This window comes from Kitasatospora sp. NPDC059722, from assembly GCF_042733235.1.
Taxonomy (GTDB): domain Bacteria; phylum Actinomycetota; class Actinomycetes; order Streptomycetales; family Streptomycetaceae; genus Kitasatospora.
In genome coordinates, this window is record NZ_JBHWGD010000061.1 from 24,149 (window position 1) to 39,771 (window position 15,623).

Below are 15,623 nucleotides of genomic sequence, written 5' to 3' on the forward strand. Positions count from 1 at the left end.
CTCTCGCCCTCGGGGGGGGCCTCTCCGCCCCGCAGCGCGCCCCGCCCCGGGGCGGGGCGCGGCGGCGGGGGCGCGGACTCCTCGCCCGGCTGGACGGCCTTCGGCTGAACGGCGTGCGGCCGGGCTTTCGGCTCGGGGCTCGGCTCGGGCCTCGGGTGGGCTTTCGGGCGGGGCTTCGGGCGAGGTTTCGCCGGTGTCGATGCCGGTACCGGCGCCTCGGCCCCGGCGGCGGGTTCCGGTCGAGCGGCCGGAACCCCAGGCGGTGCGGACGGAGGCCCGGACGGGCGGGGCGGGACGGCAGGGGCAGGCCCGGACGGGCGGGGCAGGACGGCTGGCGCGGGCCCGGAAGCGGGAGGCGAAGGAGCAGGTGCAGAGGCCGTCTCCCGTGGCTCCTCCTCCCACGACAGGTACGCCCCGCACGCGCCGCAGAAGTCCTCGCCCCGCGCGCAGGGCTGACCGCAGTGCTCACACGTCGTCATGGTGCCCGTCCTCCTCCTCGGCCCTCCCGGGCCGCGCCGCCACCACCTCGACCGTGAACGGCACGTGCGCCGGCCGGTTGGCGGCCACCAGCTCCCGCACCGCCCGCAGGTCCACGACCGCCGGGTCCGGCACCCGCAGCCGCACCACCAGCCGGGGCGCGGCCTCCCCCGGCAGCGCCGCGTCCGGCCGGGCCGACCACCGGGCCCCGCCGCTCTCGTCGATCTCCGGCTCCACCCCGAACACCAGCCGCAGCTGTGCGGCCAGCCCCGCCCGCGTCCCGCGCACCGCGTGCAGCGCCGCCGCGTGGACGACGGCGGCGCGCCGCCGCTCCGGCGGGAGGTCCGGCCCGGTCGGCGCGCCGACCCATTGCGCCAGGTAGGCGAGGAAGTCCGGCGGCGCGAGCCGGGGGTCGAAGTACGCGGCCAGGTTGTCCAGCGTGCACAGCACCGGCGCGAGCACCTCGTCCAGCGCGCCCGTGAAGCGCTGGAGGAACAGGTTCTCCCCCGCGCCGTCCCCGTCGTCGGCGTAGACGCCGGGAAGCTGCGCCCCGAGCGGGTGGCGGCTGGGCAGGTCCGGGACGGGACCGCGTCCGTGCGACCGGGTCGGCATCCGTCCTCATTCCGCCGCGACGCGGACCTGGTGCTCGTACGAGAACACCAGGGCGTGCGGGGCGAGGTGGATCCGGTCGGTGGCCTCGCCGCGGTGGCCGTGTTCCGGGTCGGCCGGGAACAACCGGACGCTCTCGACCAGTTCGACGCCTGGCACCCGCTGCAGCACGGCGAAGACCTCGCCGGCGTGCAGCGGGCGGCCGAACGGCCAGCCGGTGCCGTCCGGCCCGCCGGTGAGCGGGTGGAGGTGGCGGTGGAGCGCGGCCAGCGCGGCCCGCTGCACGGCGCCCGGCGTGCTGCGCGGCCTGGCCCTCAGCGCGGCGACGACCGTGACGCCCTGGTAGTGCGGCGGCTCCACCAGCAGCCGCGCGCCGAGCAGCCTGCGTTCGTCCAGGTAGCCGGTGACCTGCTCCAACAACTCCTGCGAGCAGGCGAGTTGGGCGAAGGCCAGGCGGCCCTCGCCGTCGTCCTCGGCGTTCGGCACGAGCAGCACCCGCACCCCGCCGGCGTCCGGCCCGGTCTCGGTGGCGACGCAGCGCACCCGGCCGACGGCGGGCGCGGCCTCGCGCGCCAGCTCCTCGTAGTCCTCGGCGGTGACGGCCCGGCGGCGCGTGCGCAGCACGATCGGGCCGCGCAGCCGGGCACCCGCGACGTCCTCGCCGTCGACGCCGCCCTCCGCCGCCCGCGCGTTCTCCACCCGGGCCACGTACGGGACGGAGGTGCGCAGCACGGCCAGCGCGCCGCGGGCGACGTTGCCGCGGCGCCCGCCGCCGGTGGCGTACGCGCGGACCCGGACCGCCGTGCCCTCGGGCGGCACCGCGCCGTACCGGCGGAGCGTGCCGTCGGGTTCGCGCACGGCCGGGCCGAAGGCGATCTCGCCGGTGCTGCGGTCGAGCCGGAAGTGGCGGTCCTCGGAGGTCGAGCGGGCGAAGTCCTCCACCTCCTGCCACTCCTGCGTCCCGTCGGTGCCGGTGGTCTCGACGGTGACCGGCTCGCCGCCGGCGACCACGGGCGGGCGGGCGAGGATGAAGGTCTGGCCCGGCAGCCCGTCGGAGCGGCCGAGGGCCTCGCCCTCGACGCGCTCCGCGTGGACGGCGGTCGTGGTGCCGCCGACCGTGAACGCCTCGGCGGAGATCAGCACCGGCGTCGCGGAGTAGGACGGGCGGCCGGGGACCGGCGCGGTGATCCGGCAGCGCAGCCAGCCGGCCCGGTGACGGGCCTCCACCGAGGCGGCGTGGTCGGGCGGCAGCCGGAGGATGACGTCGCCGGGCCGGTTGAAGCCGCCGGTGGTGTCCCGCTGGACGGCGCAGCCCGCCCAGCCGTCGCCGGTCCAGGCCTCCCAGGCGAGCGGCGGGTGGTCGGGGTTGATGCCGTGCCCGCTGACCGGGAACTCCAGGCGCAGCGCCACGAGGCAGTGCGGCACGGCCTGCGAGAGGCCGAAGAGCAGGACGTCGCCGGGCACCGGGACGGCGGCGAAGCACGCGACGCCGCGGCCGTCGGCGAGGTCGGCGTCGCGGTCCACCGGGGCGCCCTGGGAGGCGGTCGCGAGGTGCGTCAACGCGCAGGGGAGGATGGCGAGTTCGCGGACCGTGGAGAAGACCACGGCCTCCTCGGTCGCGGTCCGCACGGTGGCCACCTCCGCTCCGGCCCGCACCGGGACGGTCCGCTCCTGCGGCGCGGAGAGCCAGAAGGTGACCTCCGTCCGGGCGGCGGCCGGCGGGAGCAGGCGGACCCCGATCAGGTCGAGGAAGGCCAGGTGGTTCTTGTCGGGCACCCGGTTGAGCCGGTAGATCAGCTGGTCGACCATGTGGGCGAAGGTCTCGATCAGCGTCACGCCCGGGTCGGAGACGTTGTGGTCGCTCCACTCCGGGCAGCGCTGCTGGACGAGCCGCTTGGCCTCGTCGACGAGGTCCTGGAAGCGGCGGTCGTCCAGGTTGGGCTGCGGCAGGGGCATCAGGGGCTCCCCGGGTGGTCGGGGCGGTCGGGAGCGTCGGCGCTGTCGGCGCCGTCGGGGCCGTCAGGGCCGTCAGGGCCGTCGGGGCCGTGCGCGGGGATGACGTAGAACGGGAAGACGAGGTTGCGCGGGTCGTTGGTGCCGCGCAGCGCGTAGCGGACGTCGATCCAGAGCGCGCCGGAGTCGACCGCGTCGAAGCCGACGACCACGTCCACGAGGTCGATCCGCGGCTCCCACCGCTCCAGCGACAGCCGCACCTCGTAGGCGATCAGACCTGCGGTGGCGCTGTCGGCGGGCGCGAAGACGTGGTCGTGGATGGCGCAGCCGAACAGCGGGCGCATCGGCCGCTCGCCCGGCGCGGTGGAGAGGATCAGACGGATGCTCTCCTCGACCTCGCGCTCCTGGGCGACCAGCGCGATCGACCCGGTCGGGTCGGTGCGGACCGGGAAGGCCCATCCCACACCGATGAACCGACGTCCCATCACCCTCACCCGCCGATCAGCACGGTCGGGCAGCCACCGACGATCGGCGCGCCGCAGGCCGCGAGGTCGCCCGCGCGGGCCGCGGGCAGGCCGCCGATCAGGACGGTGGGGCAGCACGGCGGGGCGACGGCGCTCGGCGGGTGGACGGCGGGCGGCGGGAAGGAGCACACGTGCGGCGTGCCGACGACGGCCGCGGGCTGCCCGCCGATGAGAACGGTGGGGATCCCGGGCGGGGCGAGCACGCCGGGGTGCCCGGTCGGGTCCCCGACCCTGGCGGCAGGTGGCATCGGTGGTGCTCCTTCGCTCGTCCTCGTTCATCGGAGGTCGGTCATTGGAGGTCAGTCATTGGAGGTCAGTCGTTGGAGGTCAGTCATTGGAGGTCGGTCATCGGAGGTCGGTCATCGGAGGTCAGTTGATCTTGATGAGGGCGGCACTGATCGAGCAGGTCGCGCCGCCCTTGATCTCGGTGCTCGCCGTCCCGGACACGCCGACGGTCGCGCCCCTGACGTCGACCTGCCCCTGCGTCTGCAGCTTCACCGCGCCCGCGCCGCCGTCCAGTTGGACCCCCGAGCGGGCCGTCACCCGTACGGAGTCCCCGGCGAGTTCGAGCTTCCCCTGCCCGGCGTCGACGCTGACGCCCTGCGCGGCCTTGACGGTCACCTTCTCCTTGGCCTCGATCTCCACCGTGCCGTCGCTGTGCACGACCACGGACGTCGCCTTCCCGTCCAGGTGCAGCGTCACCTTGCCGTCCCCGGTGGACAGCCGGACGCCCTTCGGACCGGCGGCGGCGTCCAGGAGCTCCAGCCGGTTGCCGCTGCGCGACACCAGCGAGCGACGGTTGACGGCGCCGCTCGTCCCGTCCACCGCCTCCACGTCGTGCCGGGACGGCCGGTCCTCGCCGTTGTACAGCCCGCCGATCACGTACGGCCGGTCCACCAGGCCCTGCTCGAAGCCGACCAGCACCTCGTCCCCCACCTCCGGGCCGAACACCCCGCCCCCGCCCTTGCCGCCGGACTGCGCCGTCCGGGCCCAGTCGCTGACGTAGTCGTCCGAGAGCCACGGGAACGCCAGCCGCACCCGGCCCTGGTGCTCCGGGTCCCTGGTGTCCGTCACCGTCGCGTTGACCAGCCCCGCCACCCGGTCCCGGGGCCGGCCCCCGCCCGCCGTCAGGCCGAGGAGCGAGCGGTCGGTGCGGCCGCTCACGGTGATCCATGTCTGGTAGCCGACCCCCGGATCGAACACGTGCCGGACCGCGGTGACGGTGTACTTGCCCTCGAACGGCGTCCCGACGTTCGTCAGCGTCACCGCACTGCCCGCCCGCAGCCGGGGGATGCCCATCGCCACCGCCGACAGCTCCGCGAACGACGCCGCCAGGTCGGCGGCCAGCGAGCGCGCCGCCCGGTCCGCCTCGGCCTGCGCCCCGAACGGGACGTCGACGGCCAGGAACGCCGCGTCCCCGAAGGGCTCGGCGACCCGGGCCGGCGTCAGTCCGAGCGCGAGCAGGTCACTGGCGCCGGCCGGCGCGTGCGCGACCACCGCGCGCTTGGCCTGCACGTCCCAGCCGCGCGCCTCCACCTCCCGCACCTGGTCGGCGGACGTGACGACCGCGTGGCAGCGCAGCAGGTTGCGGCCCAGTTCCAGGACGAACGGGCTGGCCCGGACGGACGTCGACGTGCCCGGCGCACCGGCGGCCGGGGTCGGACGGCGGAAGTGGAACCGGCCGTCCACCACGGCCACCTCCCGGCCCGACCGGACGGCCAGGCGGCCCAGGAACTCCCAGTCGGTGAGGCCGGCCTGGGCCAGGTGCGGGTGGACGGTCGTCGTCGCGTCGACCGTGCCGAGCCGCAGCCCGGCCCGGCGCGCGACGGCCGTCGCGACGTCGGAGGCCGTCATCTGCCGGTAGCCGACCACCCGGCGCCCGCGCAGCAGCCGGTGCGAGTGGTCCAGCCCGCGGACGACGGTGAACGTGCCCGTCGCGTCCGCGTCCACCTCCAGCGCGGTGACCTCCCCGGACACCAGCAGCTCGCGCTGCGGGTCGTCGGCGACCCGCGCGAACAGCTTCACCTGCACGCCGATCGTCAGGCCCGCCTTGGCCAGGACCAGGTGGTGCGGGTCGCGGAAGCGCAGCACGAAGAGGTCCGGCAGGTGACGGCTGCCGTCCACGTGGGCGGAGACGAGGAGCTCGGCGACGGCAGCGGCGAGCGGCTGCCCGCCGACCTCGACGGCGAGCGTGTTCGCGAAGGCCTCACCGGCCATGGTCAGCGCCCCCCGCGGTTCATCGGGCCGTTCCCGTCCGCGATCTCCTCCGCGCCGGGCAGCAGCAGTTCGGTGCCGGGGTTCAGCCGCATCGGATCGTCGATGCCGTTCGCCTCGGCGATCGCCCGCCAGGCCGCCGGATCGCCGTACTCGCGCCACGCCAGCAGGGCCAGGGTGTCCCCCGCCACGACGCGGTGCACACGGCGGGCGGCGAGTGCGCCCGAGGACGGGTTCTGGCCGGGGAGCTCGCCGCTGATCTCCTCCAGGGTCACCTGGCACACGGCGCGCACCGGCAGACCGCCGGCCGTGAACAGCGTGTACTTGGCCTGCACCTGGCTCACGTACGCGAGGAACCCGGTCAGCCCGCCCCAGTGGAAGATCACCCACGGCGGCACGCCCTGCTGCTTGCCGTGACTCTGGGCCGTCGGCACGCAGCACGCGAACAACTGCTCCACCGCCTTGACCACCCGGTCGGAGGGGTGATCGGTGGTGTCGAAGAACATCTCCAGCGACAGCTTGCTGGGCTCGGCCCCCTTGAACTCGACCGGCCCCGCCTTCCGGGCGCCCTTCGACGTCTTGCGCTCCCACTTCGCGGACTTGGCGAGAGCGAGCTCCCGGGGGTTGAACTGGAAGTCGATCTTGTCGATCCGGGGTCCGGGCGTCGTCGTGCCGCCGTCGGCGGGCGGATGGCGCAGCTCCAGGTACGCCCGCTCCAGCTTCGGCCGGGCACCGGCCGGACCCCCGCCGGTCGCGCCGGCGGAGAAGACCACGGGTGAGGACGGCATGCTGCTCTCCTTTCAGGCCGTCGGGCTGTCGGGCCGTTGGACTCTCGGGCCGTCGGACGATCGGGCCGTCGGACGATCGGGCCGTCGGACGTTCGGGCCGTCGGACGTGGCCTCAGGCCCGGTCCGGGTCGAGGAAGCCGTGGTGCGCGATCTCCAGCGTCTCGGTCGCCACCTTGGGCGTCTCCGGGCTCAGCGACGGCCCCTGCCAGCGCACCGGCACCACGTCCAGCAGGCTCCACCGGGCGACCACCCGGCCGTCCGCCGTCATCGCGCTGATGTGGCCGGTCTTGCGCGTCACCCCGGACACCATGCCCGCGATCCAGCGGGTCACCTTCTCGGTGTCCTTGGTGACGGGACGGGTCAGCTTGATGGTCGAGTACTTGATGCGGGACGGGAGTTGCCACACGTACCCGTTGTTGCCGCCCTCCTCGCGCTGCTCCATCACCACCTCGCAGCCCAGCCCCTCGCAGGAGTTGAACGTCCCGAGCTTGAAGTCGTCGATCTCGACGATGAAGCACACGCTCACCGCCGGGTCGTCATCGGCCATCGCGGGGCTCCTCTCAGTGGTAGGGGTGGGTGTCGAAGCGGAGGCCGGCGCGCTCGCGGTCCTGCCGGAGCTCGGCCCGGAGCAGGCGGCCCAGGGGGTCGATCAGGCGGCGGACGAGCTCGTCGGTGCTTTCGGGTGGGGCGGGGGGTGGAGCTGTGGGTGCGGCCGTGGGTGCGGCCGTGGTGTGGGCTTCCGCGCGCTGGACGGGCGGGGGCGGCGGTTCGGGTGACGGCGGCTCGGCCGGTTGCGGGGCCGGCGGCGCGAAGACCACGGACCCGTCGGGCATCCGCTGGGCGATGCCCGCGGCCACGGCGACCGTCCCTGGGTCGGCGGGAGCCCTGACCGGTGGTGGAGGTCCGGGCGGCGCCGCAGCCTGGTAGTTCTCGCCGAGACCCTGCAACGGCAGCAGTGGGGAGGTACGGCGCTGGACGGGCGTCGACGGGTCCGCTCGGCGAACGGCGCCGGCCGGCTCGACGCGGGCGGCCGGTGCCCAGACGACCGGGACGGCACTCGGCTCGGCCGTCACAGCGCCGGGAGGAGCCGCCTGCGGCGTGGGAGCCGAACGAAGCTCCAGCCCACGTTCACCGACGAGCCCGATGCTCGGTGCGCTCCCGGTGATCACGGCCGAGTCGGCGACACTGGCGGACTCACCCTCCGGGGGCGGCATCCGCTGCAACCTCACGGGCTTCACGGGCAGTTGGGGAGATCCGTGCGCTCCACCGGCGGCGACATCGGCGGCGACATCGGCGGCCTTCGGGAGCGCCACGGACGCACCCCCGCCACTCGCCGGCACCCCGTCGCCGACCGTCGGCGCCACGAGCCCCGCGCCTTCCGGCCCGGCCGAGCGCTGCACCGGCACACCCGACGTCGGACCGCCAACTCCGCTGACTCCCAACGGCGTTGAGCCACCGAGTAGCGGCGCAACGGACCCCGCACTTTCCGGACCTGCCGCCGCACCCGACGTCGACTCGCCAACTCCAGTAACCACCTGCGGCGTTGAGCCACCGACCAGCGGCGCCACGCGTCCCGTGTCCTCCGGGCCGACCGAACGTTGGACCGCCGCACCCGGCTCATTCCGGGACCCCGAACCACCAACCATTCCTGCCGTCGGCAGCGTTGCTCCGCTCGCCGACGGCACGGCGACGTCGCCCGACCAATGCTCCGGCCGCACCGGCGGGTTCGCCGCTACGACCGGCACCTCGCCCACCAACGGTGCCACGGGCAGGGACTCCGGCTCGGGCGCAGGCCCGTCGTCCGGCCGTACCGACGCCGTGGTCCCGGGAGGTCCGACCGCCGCAACCATCGGCGGCGGGGCGTCTTCCCATTGCGCCCCGACCGGCTGCGCCTCTCCTGCCGCCCGCTGCACGGTCGGCGACGGACCCGGCAACGGCGCACCGAGCCCGCCCGACCGCCGTGAGACGTGCGGCAGGCCCGGGTTGCCACTCGGAGTCGCCCGAACCGGCGGAAGGGTTCCGGAGCCGCCCGCCTCCGCCGCCCGCTGCACGGCGGGACGAGACGCGAGCGGTGCGCCGAGGCCCAAGCGGCGGCTCGGCGGGGGTACCGCATCGGCCGCCCGCTGTCCCGCCTGCGCCGACCGCTGCACGGCGGGAGGCGGCATCGTCGACGGTCCGCCCTCCCTCCGCTGCGGTTCCTCGACTCGCTGCACCGGCACCGCCGGAACCGCCGGCGCCTCCGTTGCTGCCATCGCTGCCGTCACTGCCGCCTCAGGCGCCGATTCGCCGACGAGGGGCCGCTCCGGCACTCCGGCGGTCGCCAGTTTCCGCACCGGCAGTTGCTCGACCGACCGCGCGACCGCCGTCATGGCCGCACCCGGCGCCGACGGCACGACCACCGGCTCCACGATCGACGGCTCGACGCCCGATGACGGCACGACCGACCGCCCCACAACCACGGGCTGCACGAGCGGCGGCTCCACGAGCGGCGACTCCAGGCCCGACGGCCCCGCAACCACCGGCTCCACGACCGACGGCTCCACGACCACCCCAGCCGACACCGACGACGGATCCGGCCCAGCCGCCTCCGCCCCCGCCTCCCGCGCCACAGCGCCCGCACCGCCCGCACCGCCCGCACCGCCCGCTGGCCGCACCAGCCCGTCCCCCGTCCCGCCCGGCGCCGCCGGGTGGACGAGGTGGCCGAGCGGCCCGAGGAAGGACGGGTCCTGCCGGCTCGTCAACCCGTCCCGGAAGCCCGCCGGGTCCGTGACGAGTTCCGGCGCACCGAAGGTGAGCCGCTGCACCGGCACCTCGCGCCAGTCGCCCCTCGGGCCCCGTGCCGCCGCCTGCGCCGCCGATTGCCGCACCGACTGCGGCACCGGCCCAGGGCCGACGGACCGCCCCCTCCTCAGCCACCCCCACACCGCCGCCTCACCGTCCCTGCGCGGCCGGGGCGTTGAGCCGGCCGATCTGTGCGACGAAGCGCAGCCGTTCGGGGTGTTCCAGGTCCAGGATCGAGTCCAGCGGCCAGTGGAAGTGGTAGGCGACGTACGCGACCTCCTCGTACAACCGCTCGGTCGCGTACGTCATGATTCCCCCAGGCGGCCGCCGGCGAGGTCGACCGCGAAGTCGCAGGAGCAGGACGGGCAGGTGACCTGCGCGCGGGTGTGTCCCTCGGCGTTGATCCGGCGGTAGAAGTCCTGGAGGAACGCCAGGTCGGAGGCGAACAGGTCCTCGATCACGCCCGCGTGCACGTCCGTGACGCCCCCGATCCGGGTGACCACCCGCCCGAGGAGCACCACGGAGAGGTACGCGGGGTTCTCCCGCACCCGGTCGTCCCGCAGCGGCACCAGTTCGTCCCGGGCCGTCGCGAGCCGCATGACGCCGGAGCGGTGCACCTGTCCGGAGTCGTCCAGGTACCCGCGCGGCAGCTCGAACGCGAACTCGGTCCGCATCGGCTCCCGCTGCCCGCCGACGGACGCGACCGGCTCGGCCACCCGTTCCGCCCCGGGCGGGGCGGCCATCTGTCGTCGCATCAGGGCCGCCTCAAGCCACGTCCATGGATTCGTACGTGATGACGATCTTCTCCGTGAGCACGCTGGTGTCGCCGGCCTTGAGCGAGCCGATCTCCAGGCTCTTCGGCCAGGCGTTGACGAGGTTGTAGCGCTTGATCGCGTTGCCCTCGTAGTCGAAGACGATGATCGCGCCGCCCTTCCTGACCTGCGCCATCTTGCCGAAGCGGGAGTCCTTGATCCACTTCTCGAAGCTGCTGTCGCCGGTCAGGCCACGGGTCAGCGTGACCTCGCCCGCCTTCGGGCGGCCGGGGAGCTTCTTGACCACGTACTTGCCGTCCGCGGTGTTCGCCTTGAGCTCGATGACGTCCTGTTCCATCTTCAGGCCCGTCACCTCGCTGATCTGTTTGATCACCACGCCGTCGAACTCCAGGCCGAAGGAGTGGCCGACCGAACTGTCCTGGTCGGGAAGTGCCATCGCGCGCCAACCGCCTTTCCCTGCTCACTGGTCGACGAGTACTCACCCGCCGACGGGTACTCACTCGTTGACGAGGCTCGTCCCACCGGAGAACTGGGAGAGCCGGAAGACCACGAATTCGGCGGGCTTCACCGGCGCGACGCCGATCTCGCAGATCACCTGCCCGGCGTCGATGCCCTCGGCCGGGTTGGTCTCCCGGTCGCACTTCACGTAGAACGCCTCCTCGGGCGTGAGGCCGAACAGCGCGCCCTTGCGCCACTCGTTCACCAGGAACGCGGAGATCGTCCGCCGGATGCGCGCCCACAGCGCGTCGTCGTTCGGCTCGAACACCACCCACTGGGTGCCGATCAGGATCGACTCCTCCAGGTAGTTGAAGAGCCGGCGCACGTTCAGGTAGCGCCAGCTCGGGTCGGAGGAGAGGGTGCGCGCACCCCAGACCCGGATGCCCCGGCCCGGGAAGGCCCGGATGCAGTTGACGCCGATCGGGTTGAGCAGGTCGTGCTCGCCCTTGGTCAGGTTGACGGCGAGGTCGACGGCGCCGCGCACCACCTCGTTCGCGGGTGCCTTGTGCACGCCCCGGCTCTCGTCGTTGCGCGCCCACACACCCGCCATCGCGCCGCTCGGCGGCACGAACCGCAGCCGGCCGTCGGACGGGTCCGCGACCTTCAGCCACGGGTAGTACAGGGCAGCGTGCTTGGAGTCGTAGCCGGCGCCGACCGTCCGCCACTCCTTGACCTGCTGCGGGGTCAGGTCGGGCAGGGGGTCGAGGATCGCGACGCGGTTGCCCATCAGCTCGCAGTGCGCGATCAGCGCGTGCTGCACCGCCTTGACCTGGTCGGCGTCCAGCGTGCCCTGCTCGTAGGCGCTCATCAGGTCGGGGACGGCGACCATCGTGATCTCGTCCACCGCCTCCAGGCCGCCGAGGCCCGTGCGGTCGTCGGCGCTGCCGACGTACTCGGCGGGCGTCGGGGCGCTCCCGACGGGCTGCGGCTGCGCGGGGGCCGCCGGGAGGGCCACTTCCTGGTTCGCCGGACGGGCCGCGGCCTGGGCGCCGGCCTCCTCCACGGCGATCAGCCGCGAACGCTCCCGGACCACCGCCACCACGTAGGTGCGCTGGCCCCGCTTCGCGGACACGTCGAAGCTCTCCTCGACCTGCTCGCCGCGCTTGACCCGCAGCGTGAACGCGTCCTCGCCCGGCGACTCTCCGGCGGCGTCCGCGACCTCGACCGACAACCCCTCGCCCGCACCCGGCAACGCGGCGACCTGGAACCCGCCGAGCGTGGCCTTGCCTCCCCGGCGCTTGACCGGCCCCGGGGACGGCGGCGCGGCCGCGTTCCCGCCGCCGACCCGGACGACGTAGCAGACACCGCCGCCGTTGAGGAAGTACGCGTAGACCGCGTGCGCGAGGTAGCAGCCGTCGGCGAACTCCCCGAACTCCCGGGTGTACTGGCTCCAGTTGGTCACCAGCGTGGGCGTGTTCGGCGGCCCGCACGGCGCCAGGCCCACGAACGCCGCGACCGCCGTCCCGACCCCCTCGATCGGACGCGAACCCGCCTCGACCTCTTCGACGTAGACGCCCGGCGACAAATACGACGGCATCCCTCAGCCCCCTTCGGACCCAACCGGCCACGCCCAGCCTGGTGTCCCGGGGCGACCAAGGTCATGACCGCCGGTACGGCCTATCGGGTCTCCCCCCGTGCCCGATCGGGCAATCAGCACATGGATCGGTCCTCAAGCACGCGCACTTCCGCCGACGGCATCGATCGCCTCGTTGACGATCTCGGCCTTCCGCGCCAACCTGACCCGGACTTCGGGGGTCAGGGATTCCATCCTGAGCTTGCCGTGCCTACCCTTGTTGATTTCTTCCAGGATGTTCCACGGCTCCACCCGATGGCCTTCTTCGAGCAGCATCTGGATGTTCGCCACGGATTGCCCTGCCTGATGGTCACGCCCTTCGTAGAGGCTCGCCAGCCGCAGCGTCAGGCGGGCGTTCTGCTCCCGGGCGGCCGTCTGAAGGGCGTGTGCACAGTCGTGATTCCGGTTGTCGGCGAGATCCGGCACTCCAGGACCGCACGGGGACCGGCTGATGTCCATCCTGATCACCCTGCCGACGGACCATTCGCGAATTCCCGTCCAGCCCTTCGCACGGATCGCCGCGATGGCGCGCTGTTCGGCGTGCAGGCCGCCACCGGATCTGAACGTCCCGACGAACTCTCCGCACATCCACACCTGTGCCACGGTCGGCGTGCTCTGGCCGAATTCGATGTCACTCACGTCGAGGGCCATCCGCGCGGCCGACGAGGTGTCGACCGACTTGGTCGGGTTCACCGCCCCGCGCACCGACCACGCGCCGTTCCGAACCGCTGGAACGAGTTCGGTCATCCCGTATCTCGACTTGATCCCGGCGAACAGCACCGGAATCGCCTTGATGCCTACTGGACTTCCGGAGACCCGTCCGAGCAGCCGCGCGGCCGCATCCACCCCGCGATCCAGCCGACGCTGCTTCCCCTCGGGGGTGTCCTCCCCCTGAGCCTTGCTCCTCGCCCTGCCCAGGAGGCTCTTCCCCGCCGCGACGATCTTGCCGATCACCCAGTCGACGGCCTTCGTCACCGGGGCCTGGACCTTCTCCAGGATGCCCCGGATCTTCTCCGAGATGCCGCCGAGGCCCAGCAGGCTCGCGAGGAAGTCCAGGACCAGGGGCAGCGCCTTCGCCAGGGCCGCTTCGATCTTCGCGGGGATGCCGCCTCCGGCGCCCGCCGCGATGCCCTCGATCGAGTCCAGGACGGTGTCGACGAAGTCCTTGAGCCGGGCTGCCTGGTGGACGAAGAACATGATGACGTCGTAGATCGCCTTGCACGCCCGGACGAAGGCGGAGGCCGGGTTGAGCAGGGAGACGATCCACGTGACGCCGGCGGTGACGATCTTCTCCAGGACGAAGTCCTTGATCGCGCCGATCACCGTGTCCTTGAGGTCGCCGAGCTTCCCGAGGATCCAGCGCCACAGGCCGCCGACGCCCTCCGCCATCAGGACCCGGACCATCTCGAAGGAGCCCTCCAGCGCCCGCATCGCCGGTTCCGGGATCTGCCGCACCACGCGGGCCCGGATGTTGGCCCAGGTCAGGCCGAGGACCGACAGGACGAGCTTGAGGATGCCCTTGGCGTCCAGAGCCTCCGGGAGTTCGATGCCACCGGCCGCCAACCGGCCCAGCAGCCAGTCCTTCAGGCCCTGCTTCAGGTGCTCGCCGGCCCGGGCGGCGAAGCCCAGGACGCCGGACTTGACGGCGTCGACGAGGTGGCCGAGGAACTCGATCGGCTTCGCGATGATCCGCTGCACCGCGCCGGCCGCTCGCGAGGCGACGCCCGCGAGCAGGTCGGCGAGCTGCTTGACGGTCGCGGCGGTCTCGGCGAGGGCGTCCATCGCGGCGTCCAGCAGGCCCTTGTCCTCGGCCTGGAGGGCCTTGATCTCGTCGTCGACGGCGCTGCGCGCGGCGGTGTAGCGCTGGGCGAGGTCGTCCACCAGGGCCTTGGACTTGTCGTCGACGGCCGAATCCAGCTCCGCGAACCGCCCGCCGAACTCCCGGGCCGCGTCGACGGCGAAGCGCTGGAGTTCGCGTGGCTGCCGGGTGACGATCCCGGCGGTCGCCTCCCGTCCGCGCGCGATCCTCGCCTTGGCGACGGTGAGTTGACGGCCAATCAGATCGGCGACGTCCGAGATGACCGCGCGCATCCTGGACTCGTAGAGGGCGCGCGAGAGTTGGAAGACCCGGCCCGCCTCCGCCGGAAGGCCGGTGAACTTGTCGGCGACCCACCGCGCCGCGCCCGAGACCCCGGCGTACCGCTCGTCCTTGTACCGCTGCATCCGGGCCTGGTGGTCGGCGGTGAAGGCCGCCTTGGCCTGGGCCTCGCCCTGGTCGAAGGCGGCGCCCACCTGGCCGTCGAGGTCGGCGAGCAGCTTGTCGACATCGGCCTTGGTCCCGTCGTAGACGGCCTTCAGCTCGGCGGAGACCTTCGCCAGCGCCTCCTCGTCGCGGGCCTTGGCGGCGGCCTGGCCGGCCGTCACGTGCGCGCCGGTCGTGGTCCGGGCCGCCGCCATTCCCTGCATCCCCGCCGCCCCCAGCGCCGACGCGGCGGAACGCTCGGCCGCCACCTTCTGCTGCTCGGCAGCGCGGAGGGCGGCAGGGGCGGTGGCGGCGTGGTGGTCGGCGGCCTGCTTGGCGGCGAGGGCGGATTCGAACTGCGGCTCGTTGGAGGCGGCGAGTTGGGCGGGCGTGAGGCCGGACTCGGCCATGGTGGCGTCGGTGCGCTGCGGGGTGGCGGAGAGGTCGGTCTGCGGGGGCGGGGCCGGGGCGACGGCCATCGCAGCGGGGTCGGGGGCCGACGGGGCGACGGCGGCGGGGCGCTCGGGCAGGGCGGTGACCGGCCGGTCGACCACGCGGGACGGGTCCGGAGGCTCGGCCGCCCGCTCGGCGACGTCCCGGGCCGAGGCCTGCCGGCCGGCGGTGACCTGACCGAGCACCTGGCTCCTGATCCCGTCGGCCCGGCCGGAGGAGGCGAAGGATTCGGCCTCGTCGAGGTTCTTCGGCGCCTGGGCGGCCACCGCCCGCTCCACGGCGGCCACGAAGGCGGCCTTGTCGAACGCGCCGGGCTTCGCGGCGTCCATCCGGCCGACCTGCGCCGCCTTGGCCTGCGCCTCCCGGTCGTCGGCCGGGGCGACGGCGGCGTCCTGTGCCGCACGCGCCTCGGCAGCGGGCGGGGGATGTCCGGCGAGGGCCCGGCCCTTGGCGCGGATCTCGCCGGCGGCGGCGCGGAAGCGGGGATCGTCCTGCGGCTGGGTCTTCGCGGGTGCCTCCGGGAGGCCGGAGGCGAGGCGCTGGACGGGCTGCGCCGCCCGCTGCGCGACCAGCCGGGACACCGCTGCATTGCCCGCCCCCGCCTGGAGGCGCCGCAGCGCGTGCGGGTCGAGCCTCCCCCGTGCGGGCGGCGGGCCGTCCCCGTGCTGGGTGGCCGGCGCGCGTGCAGGGGCCACCGCCTGGTCGTCGGCGCGCTCCGGGACGGCCTTCACGTGCGGC

Annotated in this window: 13 protein-coding genes; all 13 read right to left on the minus strand. The window is 74.1% G+C overall.

Going from position 1 to position 15,623, the window contains the following annotated elements; translation table 11 throughout:
* Positions 1-465: 465 nt before the first annotated feature.
* The gene (locus ACFV4F_RS30840; RefSeq protein ID WP_380442598.1) at positions 466-1,089 is read right to left on the minus strand and encodes a phage tail protein; all 624 of its coding nucleotides are present in this window, start codon (positions 1,087-1,089) and stop codon (positions 466-468) included.
* Positions 1,090-1,095: 6 nt separating this feature from the next.
* Entirely contained in the window at positions 1,096-3,042 is a 1,947-nt protein-coding gene (locus tag ACFV4F_RS30845) for a putative baseplate assembly protein (protein ID WP_380442601.1), read from the minus strand.
* Positions 3,042-3,524, minus strand: a complete 483-nt coding sequence (locus ACFV4F_RS30850; protein ID WP_380507358.1) for a GPW/gp25 family protein — start codon at positions 3,522-3,524, stop codon at positions 3,042-3,044. Before ACFV4F_RS30850 ends, ACFV4F_RS30845 begins: the two co-directional genes overlap by 1 nt.
* A 5-nt stretch (positions 3,525-3,529) precedes the next feature.
* Positions 3,530-3,811, minus strand: coding sequence for a PAAR domain-containing protein (locus tag ACFV4F_RS30855; protein ID WP_380442607.1), 282 nt, complete (start codon positions 3,809-3,811; stop codon positions 3,530-3,532).
* A gap of 121 nt (positions 3,812-3,932) precedes the next feature.
* Positions 3,933-5,780 (minus strand): VgrG-related protein, encoded by a 1,848-nt coding sequence (locus ACFV4F_RS30860; protein WP_380495354.1) that lies wholly within the window; start codon positions 5,778-5,780, stop codon positions 3,933-3,935.
* 2 nt (positions 5,781-5,782) lie between these two features.
* Positions 5,783-6,565, minus strand: a complete 783-nt coding sequence (locus tag ACFV4F_RS30865; protein ID WP_380507361.1) for a LysM peptidoglycan-binding domain-containing protein — start codon at positions 6,563-6,565, stop codon at positions 5,783-5,785.
* Between the two features lie 112 nt (positions 6,566-6,677).
* Entirely contained in the window at positions 6,678-7,112 is a 435-nt protein-coding gene (locus tag ACFV4F_RS30870; protein WP_380495350.1) for a phage tail protein, read from the minus strand.
* 13 nt (positions 7,113-7,125) lie between these two features.
* The gene (locus ACFV4F_RS30875) at positions 7,126-7,638 is read right to left on the minus strand and encodes a hypothetical protein (RefSeq protein WP_380442622.1); all 513 of its coding nucleotides are present in this window, start codon (positions 7,636-7,638) and stop codon (positions 7,126-7,128) included.
* A gap of 1,858 nt (positions 7,639-9,496) precedes the next feature.
* Complete coding sequence (locus ACFV4F_RS30880) at positions 9,497-9,655, minus strand: DUF6760 family protein (RefSeq protein WP_380507364.1); 159 nt, start codon at positions 9,653-9,655, stop codon at positions 9,497-9,499.
* Positions 9,652-10,101 (minus strand): hypothetical protein, encoded by a 450-nt coding sequence (locus ACFV4F_RS30885; protein ID WP_380507366.1) that lies wholly within the window; start codon positions 10,099-10,101, stop codon positions 9,652-9,654. The genes ACFV4F_RS30880 and ACFV4F_RS30885 overlap by 4 nt, the downstream gene beginning before the upstream one ends.
* A gap of 10 nt (positions 10,102-10,111) precedes the next feature.
* Positions 10,112-10,555, minus strand: a complete 444-nt coding sequence (locus ACFV4F_RS30890; protein WP_380442630.1) for a phage tail protein — start codon at positions 10,553-10,555, stop codon at positions 10,112-10,114.
* Positions 10,556-10,615: 60 nt separating this feature from the next.
* On the minus strand, positions 10,616-12,154 hold the full coding sequence (locus ACFV4F_RS30895; protein WP_380507369.1) for a phage tail sheath family protein: 1,539 nt from the start codon (positions 12,152-12,154) through the stop codon (positions 10,616-10,618).
* Positions 12,155-12,286: 132 nt separating this feature from the next.
* Positions 12,287-15,616, minus strand: a complete 3,330-nt coding sequence (locus tag ACFV4F_RS30900; protein ID WP_380507372.1) for a hypothetical protein — start codon at positions 15,614-15,616, stop codon at positions 12,287-12,289.
* Positions 15,617-15,623 lie beyond the last annotated feature (7 nt).

Coding starts and splice junctions, on each gene's coding strand:
- ACFV4F_RS30870 (WP_380495350.1), bottom strand. CDS start 7,112: ATGGCCGATGACGACCCGGCGGTGAGCGTGTGCTTCATCGTCGAGATC.
- ACFV4F_RS30850 (WP_380507358.1), bottom strand. CDS start 3,524: ATGGGACGTCGGTTCATCGGTGTGGGATGGGCCTTCCCGGTCCGCACC.
- ACFV4F_RS30880 (WP_380507364.1), bottom strand. CDS start 9,655: ATGACGTACGCGACCGAGCGGTTGTACGAGGAGGTCGCGTACGTCGCC.
- ACFV4F_RS30890 (WP_380442630.1), bottom strand. CDS start 10,555: ATGGCACTTCCCGACCAGGACAGTTCGGTCGGCCACTCCTTCGGCCTG.
- ACFV4F_RS30840 (WP_380442598.1), bottom strand. CDS start 1,089: ATGCCGACCCGGTCGCACGGACGCGGTCCCGTCCCGGACCTGCCCAGC.
- ACFV4F_RS30845 (WP_380442601.1), bottom strand. CDS start 3,042: ATGCCCCTGCCGCAGCCCAACCTGGACGACCGCCGCTTCCAGGACCTC.
- ACFV4F_RS30860 (WP_380495354.1), bottom strand. CDS start 5,780: ATGGCCGGTGAGGCCTTCGCGAACACGCTCGCCGTCGAGGTCGGCGGG.
- ACFV4F_RS30895 (WP_380507369.1), bottom strand. CDS start 12,154: ATGCCGTCGTATTTGTCGCCGGGCGTCTACGTCGAAGAGGTCGAGGCG.
- ACFV4F_RS30855 (WP_380442607.1), bottom strand. CDS start 3,811: ATGCCACCTGCCGCCAGGGTCGGGGACCCGACCGGGCACCCCGGCGTG.
- ACFV4F_RS30885 (WP_380507366.1), bottom strand. CDS start 10,101: ATGCGACGACAGATGGCCGCCCCGCCCGGGGCGGAACGGGTGGCCGAG.
- ACFV4F_RS30865 (WP_380507361.1), bottom strand. CDS start 6,565: ATGCCGTCCTCACCCGTGGTCTTCTCCGCCGGCGCGACCGGCGGGGGT.